Source organism: Halalkalibacter suaedae (assembly GCF_017939705.1).
Lineage (GTDB): Bacteria > Bacillota > Bacilli > Bacillales > Bacillaceae_D > Halalkalibacter > Halalkalibacter suaedae.
In genome coordinates this window covers 12824-25900 of sequence record NZ_JAGKSQ010000013.1, presented here as the reverse complement: position 1 = coordinate 25900, position 13077 = coordinate 12824, and the positions used below count along the sequence as shown (strand labels likewise).

The 13077-nt window shown below is 39.6% G+C and carries 15 protein-coding genes and 2 other annotated features (1 of these 17 running past the window's edge); all 15 genes read right to left on the bottom strand.

From position 1 onward, the window contains the following. Positions 1 to 9: 9 nt before the first annotated feature. On the bottom strand, positions 10 to 3552 hold the full coding sequence (rpoB, locus tag J7W16_RS20040) for a DNA-directed RNA polymerase subunit beta (protein WP_210599256.1): 3543 nt from the start codon (positions 3550 to 3552) through the stop codon (positions 10 to 12). 265 nt (positions 3553 to 3817) lie between these two features. Next, positions 3818 to 4417: a class I SAM-dependent methyltransferase gene (locus J7W16_RS20035; protein WP_210599255.1), complete on the bottom strand. Its 600-nt coding sequence runs from the start codon at positions 4415 to 4417 to the stop codon at positions 3818 to 3820. Between the two features lie 99 nt (positions 4418 to 4516). Next, positions 4517 to 4879, bottom strand: coding sequence for a 50S ribosomal protein L7/L12 (rplL, locus tag J7W16_RS20030; RefSeq protein WP_210599254.1), 363 nt, complete (start codon positions 4877 to 4879; stop codon positions 4517 to 4519). A 77-nt stretch (positions 4880 to 4956) separates the two neighbouring features. Beyond that, a complete protein-coding gene (rplJ, locus tag J7W16_RS20025; protein ID WP_210599253.1) occupies positions 4957 to 5454 on the bottom strand; it encodes a 50S ribosomal protein L10 in 498 nt (165 codons plus the stop codon). 34 nt (positions 5455 to 5488) lie between these two features. Then, positions 5489 to 5620: a sequence feature (ribosomal protein L10 leader region), on the bottom strand. Between the two features lie 54 nt (positions 5621 to 5674). Continuing rightward, positions 5675 to 6370: a 50S ribosomal protein L1 gene (rplA, locus tag J7W16_RS20020; RefSeq protein ID WP_210599252.1), complete on the bottom strand. Its 696-nt coding sequence runs from the start codon at positions 6368 to 6370 to the stop codon at positions 5675 to 5677. A gap of 98 nt (positions 6371 to 6468) precedes the next feature. Continuing rightward, entirely contained in the window at positions 6469 to 6894 is a 426-nt protein-coding gene (rplK, locus tag J7W16_RS20015) for a 50S ribosomal protein L11 (protein ID WP_210599251.1), read from the bottom strand. 156 nt (positions 6895 to 7050) lie between these two features. After that, positions 7051 to 7584, bottom strand: coding sequence for a transcription termination/antitermination protein NusG (nusG, locus tag J7W16_RS20010; RefSeq protein WP_210599250.1), 534 nt, complete (start codon positions 7582 to 7584; stop codon positions 7051 to 7053). Positions 7585 to 7643: 59 nt separating this feature from the next. Next, a complete protein-coding gene (gene secE / locus J7W16_RS20005) occupies positions 7644 to 7841 on the bottom strand; it encodes a preprotein translocase subunit SecE (RefSeq protein WP_210599249.1) in 198 nt (65 codons plus the stop codon). A gap of 223 nt (positions 7842 to 8064) precedes the next feature. Then, a complete protein-coding gene (gene rpmG / locus J7W16_RS20000; RefSeq protein ID WP_210599248.1) occupies positions 8065 to 8214 on the bottom strand; it encodes a 50S ribosomal protein L33 in 150 nt (49 codons plus the stop codon). Positions 8215 to 8342: 128 nt separating this feature from the next. Next, complete coding sequence (sigH, locus tag J7W16_RS19995; RefSeq protein ID WP_419095863.1) at positions 8343 to 9014, bottom strand: RNA polymerase sporulation sigma factor SigH; 672 nt, start codon at positions 9012 to 9014, stop codon at positions 8343 to 8345. Between the two features lie 61 nt (positions 9015 to 9075). Continuing rightward, on the bottom strand, positions 9076 to 9585 hold the full coding sequence (locus J7W16_RS19990) for an NYN domain-containing protein (protein WP_210599246.1): 510 nt from the start codon (positions 9583 to 9585) through the stop codon (positions 9076 to 9078). Between the two features lies 1 nt (position 9586). Further along, complete coding sequence (gene rlmB, locus J7W16_RS19985) at positions 9587 to 10336, bottom strand: 23S rRNA (guanosine(2251)-2'-O)-methyltransferase RlmB (protein ID WP_210599245.1); 750 nt, start codon at positions 10334 to 10336, stop codon at positions 9587 to 9589. 15 nt (positions 10337 to 10351) lie between these two features. Further along, positions 10352 to 10759, bottom strand: coding sequence for a Mini-ribonuclease 3 (locus J7W16_RS19980; RefSeq protein ID WP_210599244.1), 408 nt, complete (start codon positions 10757 to 10759; stop codon positions 10352 to 10354). Between the two features lies 1 nt (position 10760). Further along, on the bottom strand, positions 10761 to 12158 hold the full coding sequence (cysS, locus tag J7W16_RS19975) for a cysteine--tRNA ligase (protein WP_210599243.1): 1398 nt from the start codon (positions 12156 to 12158) through the stop codon (positions 10761 to 10763). Between the two features lie 35 nt (positions 12159 to 12193). After that, on the bottom strand, positions 12194 to 12865 hold the full coding sequence (gene cysE / locus J7W16_RS19970; RefSeq protein ID WP_210599242.1) for a serine O-acetyltransferase: 672 nt from the start codon (positions 12863 to 12865) through the stop codon (positions 12194 to 12196). 55 nt (positions 12866 to 12920) lie between these two features. Further along, positions 12921 to 13077 (bottom strand) — a binding site (T-box leader); it runs 63 nt beyond the window's last position.

Here is a 13077-nt window from a genome sequence, read left to right as displayed (position 1 = left end):
GCCTTTTATTTAAACGTTAGATTCACTTGATTCAAAATTCAGATTCAACTTCTCACTTGTTTGATCATCTTCATCGTCAAGCTCTCTCATTTCAATCTCTTCTTCATTACTTGAGAGCATCTTCACATCCATACCTAGTGATTGAAGCTCTTTAATTAATACTTTAAATGACTCAGGTACACCTGGTTCCGGTACATTTTCACCTTTGACAATGGCTTCGTATGTTTTCACACGTCCAACAACATCATCAGACTTAACCGTTAAGATTTCTTGAAGAGTGTAAGCAGCACCATATGCCTCAAGTGCCCAAACTTCCATCTCACCAAAACGTTGTCCACCAAATTGTGCTTTACCACCTAAAGGTTGTTGCGTAACTAGAGAGTAAGGTCCTGTTGAACGAGCATGAAGCTTATCGTCAACCATGTGAGCTAGTTTGATCATATACATGATCCCAACAGAAACACGGTTATCAAATGGTTCACCCGAACGACCATCATAAAGAACAGTTTTACCATCTCTGGCCATTCCTGCCTCTTCTAACGTTGACCAAACATCTTCTTCACGAGCACCATCAAATACTGGTGATGCGACATGAATACCTAATTTTCTAGCAGCCATCCCTAAATGCAATTCTAATACCTGACCGATATTCATACGTGATGGTACCCCTAAAGGATTTAACATGATATCGATTGGTGTTCCATCTGGAAGATAAGGCATATCCTCTTCAGGAAGAATTTTAGAGATAACCCCTTTATTTCCATGACGCCCGGCCATCTTATCACCTTCGTGAATTTTACGCTTCTGTACGATATAGACACGTACAAGCTGATTCACACCTGGTGGTAACTCATCGCCATCTTCACGGTTAAAGATCTTAACATCAAGAACAATTCCATCGCCACCATGTGGTGCACGAAGAGAAGTATCTCGAACTTCACGTGCTTTCTCACCAAAGATTGCATGTAATAGACGTTCTTCAGCTGTTAGCTCTGTAACCCCTTTAGGTGTTACCTTACCAACAAGAATATCTCCGTCCTTTACCTCTGCCCCGGTACGTATGATTCCACGCTCATCTAAGTTCTTAAGTGCATCTTCACCTACGTTAGGAATATCTCGAGTAATTTCCTCTGGTCCAAGCTTCGTATCACGAGCTTCAGATTCGTATTCCTCGATATGAACAGATGTATACACATCATCTTTCACAAGACGTTCGCTCAAGATGATAGCATCCTCATAGTTATACCCTTCCCAAGTCATGAACCCAACCATTACGTTACGTCCTAGAGCCATCTCACCCATTTCCATTGAAGGACCATCGGCAAGAATTTCACGCTTTTCAACAACGTTACCTTCAGCAACGATTGGACGTTGATTGTAGCTTGTTCCTTGGTTTGAACGGATAAACTTTTGAAGCTTGTATTTATCAAGGTCACCCTTAACTTCTTTTCCGTCCACTTCTTCTAAACGACGAACCAAAATCTCCTTTGCAGTAACACGTTCAACAATTCCTCTAGCTTTAGCAACAATCGCTGCACCTGAATCTTTTGCAGAAACGTGTTCCATACCTGTACCTACGAAAGGTGCTTCAGGTACTAATAAAGGAACAGCTTGACGTTGCATGTTCGCTCCCATTAGGGCACGGTTTGAGTCATCATTTTCTAAGAACGGAATACAAGAAGTCGCCGCTGATACTACCTGCTTTGGTGATACATCCATATAGTCAAGGCGTTCACGAGGAACAACAGTGTTCTCCCCACGGAAACGAGCAATAATATTGTCATCAATGAATGAGCCATCATCTGCAAGACGTGCATTTGCTTGGGCAACAACATAGTTATCCTCTTCGTCAGCAGTTAGGTAATCAATTTGAGCAGTTACTTTTCCAGTCTCAGGATCAACACGACGATAAGGTGTTTCCATAAAACCAAACTCATTTACCTTCGCATAAGAAGAAAGTGAGTTAATTAGACCAATGTTCGGTCCTTCCGGTGTTTCAATTGGACACATACGACCATAGTGAGAGTAATGAACGTCACGCACTTCAAAACCAGCACGCTCACGTGTTAAACCACCGGGTCCAAGAGCTGATAAACGACGCTTGTGCGTTAATTCAGCAAGTGGGTTCGTTTGATCCATAAATTGAGAAAGCTGAGAGCTACCAAAGAACTCTTTAATTGACGCAATAACTGGACGAATATTAATAAGTGCTTGTGGCGTGATCATATTTGGATCTTGGATAGACATACGTTCACGAACAACACGTTCCATACGTGATAAACCAATTCTGAATTGATTTTGTAGTAACTCACCAACAGAACGGAGACGACGGTTTCCAAGATGATCAATATCATCCGTATCGCCTACACCATGTAATAGGTTAAAGAAATAGTTAATTGAAGCAATAATATCAGCTGGCGTGATGTGTTTAACATCTCTTTCAACTAAAGCATTTCCGATTACTCGGATCGTACGCTCACCGTCTGAATCATCTGGTGAGTAAATAAGAATTGACTGAATTTCAATATCCTCATCTTGTACCACTCCACCAGAGGCACGCACATGACGGAAACCAACATTGTTTTCTAGATATGGCAGAACCCGATCAAGTGTACGACGATCAAGAAGAGTTCCCTCTTCAGCAATCACTTCACCTGTTTCAGGATCAACTAACGTCTCAGCTAAACGCTGATTAAACAAACGATTCTTAATGTGAAGCTTCTTGTTAATCTTATAGCGCCCGACGTTGGCTAAATCATATCGCTTAGGATCAAAGAATCTCGAATCAAGTAAACTCTTTGCATTCTCAACTGTCGGTGGTTCTCCCGGACGAAGACGCTCATAGATTTCAAGCAATGCTTTCTCCGTACCATCGGTATTGTCTTTCTCCAACGAATTACGAAGATATTCATCTTCACCTAGTAAATCAATGATCTCTTGATCAGATCCAAAACCTAGCGCACGCAAAAGAACCGTCACTGGTATTTTCCTTGTGCGGTCAATACGAACATAAACGATATCCTTTGCATCTGTTTCAAGTTCCAACCATGCCCCACGGTTTGGAATTACAGTTGCACCAAAGCCCTTTTTACCGTTTTTATCCGTTTTTTGACTATAGTATACACTTGGTGAACGAACAAGCTGCGAAACAATTACACGTTCTGCACCATTAATAACAAACGTACCTGTCTCAGTCATTAATGGGAAATCACCCATAAATACTTCTTGTTCCTTCACTTCACCAGTTTCCTTGTTAATCAAACGAACTTTCACGCGTAAAGGCGCTGCATAAGTAACATCGCGTTCCTTTGACTCATCCACTGGATATTTTGGTTCTCCAAGACTATAATCAATAAATTCTAGAACTAAATTCCCTGTGAAGTCTTGTATTGGAGAAATATCTTGGAACATCTCTCTTAAACCCTCATCAAGAAACCACTGATAGGAAGCTGTCTGAATCTCTATTAGATTCGGGAGCTCCAATACTTCATTAATCCTTGCATAGCTTCTTCGCTGGCGGTGGCGTCCATACTGAACTAGTTGACCTGTCAACTGATTCACCCCTCAAATCTGGCGTTATAGTATCTAAAAACAATCATCTTCTGTTTTCCTTATCGGACACATATAGATGAATTATTTTTATAGATTAAACAAAATCTCGCACACGTTTTATGTACGTTTCTTCTACGATTACTCCAGTATAACCACAAATAACCAACTCTATTCAACAAATTACCTCTTGACTTTTTGTTGAATAGCGTTCTAAAAATAGGTAGTTATACGCATTAAATAACAATATCACAAAAGACAAGCAGGGTCAAACTTTTTTTGCTAATAGTATAAAATATCCTTTTTTCTTCTCAACAACTTCAACTGAATCAAATAAACTTTCTAATTTTTCAATAGCAGAGGGTGCCCCTTGTTTCTTTTGAATAACGACCCATAGCTCTCCACCTTCAGCTAACTTTTCATAAGCCTGCTCAAAAATCATGTGAACGACTTGTTTGCCAGCACGTATAGGTGGATTAGTTAACACAGCAGCAAAAGTCTCCTCAACACCTTCCAAGCCATTACTCTTATAAATCTTTACATTTGTTATTTTATTACGCATTGCATTTTTCTCCGATAATTCTAGTGCTCTTTCGTTTACATCAACCATATGTACCGTTCGCTCCGGATCAAGTCTAGCAACAGATAGTCCAATCGGACCATATCCACATCCTACGTCTAGAATAGCCCCCTCTTGCTCTGGTAAATTAAAAGTCTCAATCAATAATTGACTACCAAAATCAACTTCCTTTTTTGAAAAAACACCACGATCAGAATAAAAATTTATTTTTTCATTTCTCAATACTGCTGACCAGTCTTTCTGATTACTTTCTACTTCTGGTTTTTCTGAATAATAATGTCCAGACATACACTTAATTCTCCTTTTTTTCGATACTTATCTACATTATATCTAAAAACATTCCACAAACAAAAAAAGACTCGCAAATTGCGAGTCTTTTCCTATTAATTACTTAACTGTTACTGAAGCACCAGCTTCTTCAAGCTTTTCTTTAGCAGCTTCTGCTTCGTCCTTAGCAACGCCTTCTTTGATTGGGCCTGGAGCGCCATCAACAAGTGCCTTTGCTTCTTTAAGACCAAGACCTGTAAGCTCACGAACAACTTTGATAACGTTGATTTTAGATCCGCCAGCAGATTCTAAGATTACGTCAAATTCAGTTTGCTCAGCAGCACCAGCGTCTCCACCAGCAGCAGCTACAGCTACAGGAGCTGCAGCAGTTACTCCAAATTCTTCTTCAATTGCTTTAACAAGGTCGTTAAGTTCTAAAACAGTCATTTCTTTAACCGCTTCAATGATTTGTTCTTTAGTCATTTTAAAATCCTCCTATATAATTGTTTTTTTGTGTTTTCGGACACTCATTCAACTAATCTTTAAAAGAGTCGTCTGTATTAAGCGCCTTGCTCTTCTTTCTGTTCTGCAACAGCCTTCGTCACTAATGCGAAACCACGCATTGGAGCTTGAAGTACGTTCGCAAGCATAGATAATAGACCTTCTCGTGAAGGTAGTTCTGCAAGTGCCTTAATTTCAGCAACAGATGCAACTTGTCCTTCAATTACACCAGCTTTAATTTCTAAAGCTTCGTGCTTTTTAGCAAAGTCATTTATTACTTTTGCAGGAGCGATAACATCATCATTACTGAATGCAATAGCAGTTGGACCTACTAATTGCTCATCAAGAGCAGTTAGCTCAGCTTCTGCTGTCGCACGACGCGCAAGTGTGTTTTTGTATACTTTGAATTCAACACCAGCTTCACGAAGCTGCTTACGAAGTTCAGTAACTTCAGCTACAGTTAGTCCACGATAGTCAACAACAACTGTTGCTTTACTATCACGAAGCTTTGATGCGATATCAGAGACAACTTGCTTTTTTTGTTCTAATACACTCATTCTTACACCTCCCGTGGTTTATTCATACCGTTTAAGAAGCATATAAAAAGCCCTCATGTAGACATGAGGGCATACAAACACAGTTATCTGCATCTATTTGCTTACCTCGGTAGGAATATTAAGTGTAAAACACACCTACTGTCTACGGTATGACATTCAATTTAAGTATCACATACGACACTCTTAAGAGTATACACACATGATTACTTCAAGTCAAACATTATTTTGTAAGTGCAGAAGCGTTAACGCGAACACCAGGGCCCATCGTTGCTGCAACAGCTACGTTTCTCATATAAGTACCTTTAGCTGCAGCTGGCTTAGCTTTTACAAGTGTTTCAATGATTGTCTTAAAGTTTTCAGTAAGCTTGCTTGTTTCAAAAGAAACTTTACCAATTGGCACGTGGATGTTTCCAGCTTTATCAACACGGTACTCAACTTTACCCGCTTTGATTTCATTAACAGCTTTTGTTACATCAAATGTCACTGTACCAGTTTTAGGGTTAGGCATTAAGCCTTTTGGCCCAAGAACACGACCAAGCTTACCAACTTGAGCCATCATATCAGGAGTCGCTACGATTACATCAAAGTCAAACCAACCTTGGTTGATCTTATTGATCATATCTTCTTCTCCTACATAATCAGCACCAGCCGCTTCAGCTTCTTTTGCTTTTTCGCCTTTAGCAAATACTAATACGCGTTGTGTTTTACCTGTTCCGTTTGGAAGAACAACAGCTCCACGAATTTGTTGATCTGCTTTCTTAGGATCTACTCCAAGACGTACCGCTACCTCAACCGTTTCATCAAACTTAGCTGTAGCTGTCTTCTTAACTAGCTCAATTGCTTCTTCAATTTGATACGATGTATCACGATCTACAAGCTTAAGAGCGTCTGTATATTTTTTACTTTTTTTAGCCATGATATTTCCTCCTCGAATGTGGTTTTAGCGGTATAACCTCCCACTATGAAAGGTTGCGAACCCATTAGGTTGCAACCTCCAGCAAAACAAACTAACAATTAGTCTTCAATCACAATACCCATGCTACGCGCAGTACCTTCTACCATACGCATTGCTGATTCAACACTAGCAGCGTTAAGATCAGGCATTTTTGTTTCAGCGATTTCGCGCACTTTATCACGCTTCACTGTAGCAACCTTTTTCGTGTTAGGTTCACCAGAACCTGACTCGATTCCAGCAGCTTTCTTTAAAAGAACTGCTGCAGGTGGAGTTTTAGTGATGAATGTGAATGAACGATCCTCAAAAACAGTGATTTCAACTGGAATGATTAGACCAGCTTGATCTGAAGTACGAGCATTAAATTCCTTACAGAAACCCATGATATTTACACCTGCTTGACCTAATGCAGGACCAACTGGTGGCGCTGGATTAGCTTTCCCAGCAGGGATTTGTAACTTTACCATTTTAATTACCTTTTTAGCCACGTGACACACCTCCTTAGTCCGTGATGTGGTTATCGGGTGTTTTATTCCACCCTCCCACTCAAAAAACGGATGCACTCATGCACCCGGTGGCTCATGTAAAATCATTGTCAACCATGAAGATTCTATCATTTTCAAAACAAGATATCAAGTCATTTCTTAAATCTTTTCTACTTGATTGAAATCTAGCTCGACTGGAGTTTCACGACCAAACATATTAACATGAACCTTCAGCTTTTGTTTTTCACCTTGAATCTCTTCAATAGTACCTACAAAGTTAGCAAATGGACCTTCCTTGACCTTAACTGATTCTTTAATTTCAAAATCAACTTCAGCCCTAGGTTGTTCAACACCCATTTGTTTCAGAATCGCCTCAACTTCTTCTTCAAGAAGCGGTGTTGGCTTAGAGCCAGCTCCTGCAGATCCAACAAAGCCTGTTACCCCTGGCGTATTTCTAACAACATACCACGAGTCATCTGTCATGATCATCTCAACGATAACATAACCCGGGAACACTTTCTTTGTAACCGTTTTACTCTTACCATTCTTTGTCTCAGTTTCTTCTTCAACAGGTACAAGGACACGGAATATTTTGTCTGCCATCTCCATTGACTCTACCCGTTTTTCTAGGTTCGTCTTTACCTTGTTTTCATAACCTGAATACGTATGAAGCACATACCAATTTTTTTCCATTTATAATTGGACGACTGTCCTTCCTCCTCTCTACTAGAGATTTATTAACATTACCGAATTTAACCGAGTAAGCGACGAACTAGTTCCGAAATTCCAAGATCTACAACGAAAAAGAAAACGGAAATAAATGCAACTGTACCAATTACAACCCACGTATAACGTACTAATTCCTTACGCGTAGGCCATGATACACGCTTCATCTCTTGCCCTACCCCACGAAAAAACTTCCCAATACTTCTCTTCTCTCCGTCAGCCACAACAGACACCTCCAGCACAAATCAATCTAGACAAATGGGTCCTTATCTATTCAATAAGCATTTGTTTTTTATCTTGTCCAATAGGAAAATAGAAACGAGATTCTTAGTATACATTGACGTTTTTTCACCATTTTTTAAAACCGTCCATATGAGTCTTTTCTCATAGAACGGTTACATAGCGAGAAAGTCGGTCTATATAAACTAAAAGGAATCAATTTACACTTTATTTTGTTTCACGATGAAGGGTGTGCTTTTGACAGTTCTTGCAAAATTTCCTTGCCTCAATGCGGTTCACTTGAGTTTGCCCATTCTTTTCTGTTGTGTAATTCCGAGTTTGGCAATCTTCACAAGCTAGTACAACTTTTTTTCGCATTTTGCATCACTACCTTCTTAAATACATGCTATTCGACTTTATCACACAAAAACACATGTGTCAATTATTGGTGTATTATACACTCTCCTGCTAAAAAAACGGCATCCATAAAAGATACCGTAAGCATTTTAGGCTAAAGAAACCCCTCTTAATTCCACATAGCGTTCTAGCTTGCGCTTGATCCGTTGCAAGGCATTATCAATCGACTTAACATGACGATTTAGGTCTGCAGAGATCTCTTGGTATGTTCTACCGTCAAGGTACAGCATTAACACTTGTCGTTCTAAGTCACTAAGGATTTCACCCATTTTTAATTCAATGTCCTGGAACTCTTCTTGATTAATTAATAGTTCTTCTGGGTTGGTCACTCGTGTACCACATATAACATCAAGTAATGTTCGATCAGATTCCTCATCGTACAATGGCTTGTCCAATGATACGTATGAATTTAAAGGAATATGCTTTTGTCTTGTAGCTGTTTTGATTGCAGTAATGATCTGACGAGTAATACAAAGCTCTGCAAATGCTTTGAAAGAAGACAGTTTCTCACCGTTGAAATCTCGAACAGCTTTGTATAGACCAATCATTCCTTCTTGAACGATATCCTCATGATCTGCACCAATTAAGAAATATGATCTCGCTTTTGCTCGAACAAAGTTCTTATATTTATTAATGAGAAATTCAAGGGCTCCACTATCACCATTTCGAACGTATAGAACCAAATCATCATCTTCCACTTTGTCATAAATAAGTGTTACGGTAGTTTCTTGAAGGTTCATTCTCTTCAACCCCTCCGACATCTCTGTTAGCTAAAGTATACACGTATTATATAGCACAGATTTCCAGGCGGTCAACCACACATCAACGCTGTCGACGCCATTTTTCAAAAATTTCAGCAATTTCATCGGAAAGTGGAATTTTTGTCGAATGCTGCTTTTTTTGCGTTTTTTTCACTTGTTTGTCGATTCCTTTTCCAGTTGTCTCTGTCTCAATCAAAAGCTCTCTTGCAGATTTGCGTAATGCTCCGCTTCCAAAAGTAAGTGACTGCTCGGTAAAATCAGATGTTGCAACATGGATCCTTGTGTCCACTCGCTTTAACTGGTGGACTAGTTTTTCAATTCGTTCATCCGCGGTTTCGTTCTTTCTCGTATAGATGACTTCCACTCGGTGGTTATGATACTTTTTGCCAATCCCTTCAACCATATGTGCATCGAAAACGACATACACCTTATATCCAGTATAAGCTTGATATTCAGCCATCATTTCCACAAGCTTGTTACGGGCAAGCTCCAAATCCTTGTTCTTTAGTACACGTAGCTCTGGCCATGCTCCTATCATGTTATAGCCATCAACGAGCAAAATGTCTTTCATTTTACTTCGTTCCTACTTCATGTCTTCTCCGGAACACTTCATACATTAATAGACTTGCCGCAACTGAAGCATTTAACGATGTTACTTGCCCGACCATCGGAATGCTAACGAGAAAATCGCATTTTTCTTTTACTAGACGACTAATTCCCTTACCTTCACTTCCGATTACTAACCCCATTGGCATATCAAAAGAAGCTCGTCGATAATCATCTGTTCCTTTAGCATCTGTCCCAGCAAACCAGATTCCTTTTGTTTTCAAATCATCCATTGTTCGAGCAATATTTGTTACTCTTACTACTGGGACATACTCAATAGCACCTGTTGATGCCTTCGCTACTGTTTGAGTTAAACCCACCGCTCTTCGTTTGGGAATAATCACACCATGAGCACCAACTGCATCAGCAGTTCTAAGTATTGACCCTAAATTATGTGGATCCTCTACCTCATCCAGAATAAGAATAAAAGGTTCTTCCCCCCGCTCCTCAGCAAGCTGGAATAGATCTTCTACCTCTGCATATTCATATGCCGCAATTGAAGCTACCACTCCTTGGTGATTATCTGTATCTACTAATTGATCCAGCTTTCTTTTAGGTGCATTTTGAACTAACACTCCATTCTCTTTTGCCATCTGGATAATCTTAGTCATTTGTCCCTTCTGTGAACCTTCGCCAATCCATATTTTATTGATGGAATGTCCTGCCTTTAGTGCTTCAATAACTGGGTTTTTACCATAGATAAATTCTTGACTCATAATTAATCCCCCTTTCTACTTATTTTCAATAATAGTCATTGCTTTTTTCATGATTTCATCTAATCTTTCTTGTTTCCCTTGAAAATAGAGATAACCTAAGACCGCTTCAAATCCTGTTGAATAACGATACGTGTTGCTATCAGTATTCTTTGGAATACTACCAGATTTGGCATTTCTTCCACGCTTGAAAACAGCAGTTTCTTCATCAGTAAAGAAATTCTCATCTATTAAAGAAAATACAATCATAGCTTGAGCTTTGGCAGAAACATATTTTGTCGCTGCAACATGTAACTGATGTGGCCTTACCTTTCCTTTGGCAATAAGGAAATAGCGAACATACATATCGAGAACACTATCTCCCATATAAGCCAAAGCGAGTGCATTCACTTGTGTTAAGTCAATTGATGGTTCAATAATTTTCATATTATCCTCGTTTCCAGCGGACACCTTGAGCTGTGTCCTCTAGCACGATTCCTTGTTCCTTTAACTGATCACGAATTTGATCAGCTAGTGCAAAGTCTTTTGCTTTTCTTGCAGCATTTCGTTGCTCGATTAGCTCTTCAATATCAGCATCTAGTAGTTCCTTTTGTGTTCTAAGTGTGATTCCTAGCACCATCGAGAACTCATCGAACAGTTCTAAAAAGCTACTGAGCACTTCTTTTGATGTTTGCTCCTCGCGTAAGTAGCGATTAGCCTCTTTAGCTAAGTCAAACAGAACTGCGATCCCGTTCGCACTATTAAAGTCATCATCCATTTCCTTTATGAAACGATTCTTCAGTTCAGCTATTTTTTCTGGCCAATCACGTTGTTCTCCAAGACCTACCGATTCGTTCAATCGGTGCTCTAAACTAGAGACTGCTGTTCTTAACCGATCAAGTCCATTTTTAGCTCCGTCTAACAACTCATCACTGAAGTTAATTGGACTACGATAGTGTGCTGTCAACATGAAAAAGCGTACGATTTCTGCTGTATGCTGTCGAATAATGTCTCGAGCCAATAAAAAGTTTCCGAGTGATTTCGACATTTTCTCATTATTTATATTAATAAAACCATTGTGAAGCCAATAATTCGCCATCGGTTTTTCTGTTAATGCTTCAGATTGAGCAATTTCATTTTCATGATGTGGAAATGTTAAGTCCTGTCCTCCAGCATGAATATCAATTGTATCTCCTAAATACTTCTTAACCATTGCTGAACATTCAATATGCCAACCAGGCCGACCTTTCCCCCAAGGACTTTCCCAAAAGATCTCTCCTTCCTTTGCTGCTTTCCACAAAACAAAATCTAGAGGATCTTCTTTTCTTGAATCAACTTCAATTCTAGCTCCTGAGCGTAGATCTTCAATTGACTGTGAGGATAGCTTCCCATATCCATCGAATTTACGTGTTCTGAAATAAACGTCACCTTTAGATTCATAGGCAAATCCCTTTTTAATCAACGCATCGATAAAGTCAATAATTTCAGGAATCGTTTCAGTTACTCTTGGATGGAGGTCAGCTTCTTTCACACCAAGTGCACAGGTATCATCGTGATACGCTTCAATGAAACGATTAGCGACCGCAAATACATCTTCACCGAGCTCACTTGCTGCACGAATAATTTTATCATCAACATCCGTAAAATTAGAGATAAACGTGACATCATAGCCACGATATTCTAAGTAGCGTCGAACCATATCATAGACAATTGGTGGTCTTGCATTACCGATATGAATATAATTATAGACAGTTGGACCGCAAACATACATTTTGACTTTGCCTTTTTCAATAGGCGTAAATACTTCCTTTTGCTTTGTTAAGCTGTTATACAGGTGAATAGACATTTGATCTACTCCTTCTATCCTCTTTTTTCTATACCTTATGCGTTACGCTTGTCGACCGTGGCCTTTTTTTGATAGGCTTCTCTTTCTGCCCTCAAACATCTCAATTCTTCTTCTAGCTCTTTCAATTTATCAGCAATTGGATCTGGTAATAGATGATGGTCGAGTTCATGCTCAACTTTAACTCCATTTTGAACAACAATTCTTCCTGGTATTCCAACGACCGTTGAATTTGCTGGAACCTCCTTTAGTACAACAGATCCAGCACCAATTCTTGCATTTTCACCAATTGTGAATGAACCCAACACTTTTGCTCCAGATGCGATGAGGACATGATCTTCTACAGTTGGATGCCTTTTTCCCTTTTCTTTCCCTGTACCTCCGAGAGTTACACCCTGATAAATCGTTACATGGTTGCCAATTTCACATGTTTCTCCAATCACAACCCCCATACCATGATCAATAAAGAGCCGCTGGCCGATAACTGCACCAGGGTGAATTTCAATTCCTGTGAAAAAACGGCTGATTTGTGAAATCACTCTCGCTAAGAAAAACATACGGTGCTTCCATAACCAATGAGCAAAACGATGTGACCAAATCGCGTGAACACCAGAGTAGGTAAAAATCACTTCTAATCTGCTACGAGCAGCTGGGTCTTGTTCAAATACAACATCCACATCATTTAGCAAAGTTCGGAAGATATTTCTCATCGGCATCTCCCCCTAAAACGTAATATGAAATAAAAAAAACCTCTGTGCTAAAAAGCACAGAGGCGCATCGCGCGGTTCCACTCTGTAAAGCAGGAGTACCTGCTATCTTACAAGCATATAACGATGCCACTCGCTCTTCCCTACACAGAAATCACCTTCAGGAAAAGGCTCTAGGGTGCATGTTCAAAGAGGGAATGCCTAAACTACTTTCA

Bases quoted from the DNA above. Each gene is read 5' to 3' on its own strand.
- J7W16_RS20035 (WP_210599255.1), bottom strand. From the start codon at position 4,417: ATGTCTGGACATTATTATTCAGAAAAACCAGAAGTAGAAAGTAATCAG.
- rplL (WP_210599254.1), bottom strand. From the start codon at position 4,879: ATGACTAAAGAACAAATCATTGAAGCGGTTAAAGAAATGACTGTTTTA.
- rplJ (WP_210599253.1), bottom strand. From the start codon at position 5,454: ATGAGTGTATTAGAACAAAAAAAGCAAGTTGTCTCTGATATCGCATCA.
- rplA (WP_210599252.1), bottom strand. From the start codon at position 6,370: ATGGCTAAAAAAAGTAAAAAATATACAGACGCTCTTAAGCTTGTAGAT.
- nusG (WP_210599250.1), bottom strand. From the start codon at position 7,584: ATGGAAAAAAATTGGTATGTGCTTCATACGTATTCAGGTTATGAAAAC.
- rpmG (WP_210599248.1), bottom strand. From the start codon at position 8,214: ATGCGAAAAAAAGTTGTACTAGCTTGTGAAGATTGCCAAACTCGGAAT.
- sigH (WP_419095863.1), bottom strand. From the start codon at position 9,014: ATGTCGGAGGGGTTGAAGAGAATGAACCTTCAAGAAACTACCGTAACA.
- J7W16_RS19990 (WP_210599246.1), bottom strand. From the start codon at position 9,585: ATGAAAGACATTTTGCTCGTTGATGGCTATAACATGATAGGAGCATGG.
- rlmB (WP_210599245.1), bottom strand. From the start codon at position 10,336: ATGAGTCAAGAATTTATCTATGGTAAAAACCCAGTTATTGAAGCACTA.
- J7W16_RS19980 (WP_210599244.1), bottom strand. From the start codon at position 10,759: ATGAAAATTATTGAACCATCAATTGACTTAACACAAGTGAATGCACTC.
- cysS (WP_210599243.1), bottom strand. From the start codon at position 12,158: ATGTCTATTCACCTGTATAACAGCTTAACAAAGCAAAAGGAAGTATTT.
- cysE (WP_210599242.1), bottom strand. From the start codon at position 12,865: ATGAGAAATATCTTCCGAACTTTGCTAAATGATGTGGATGTTGTATTT.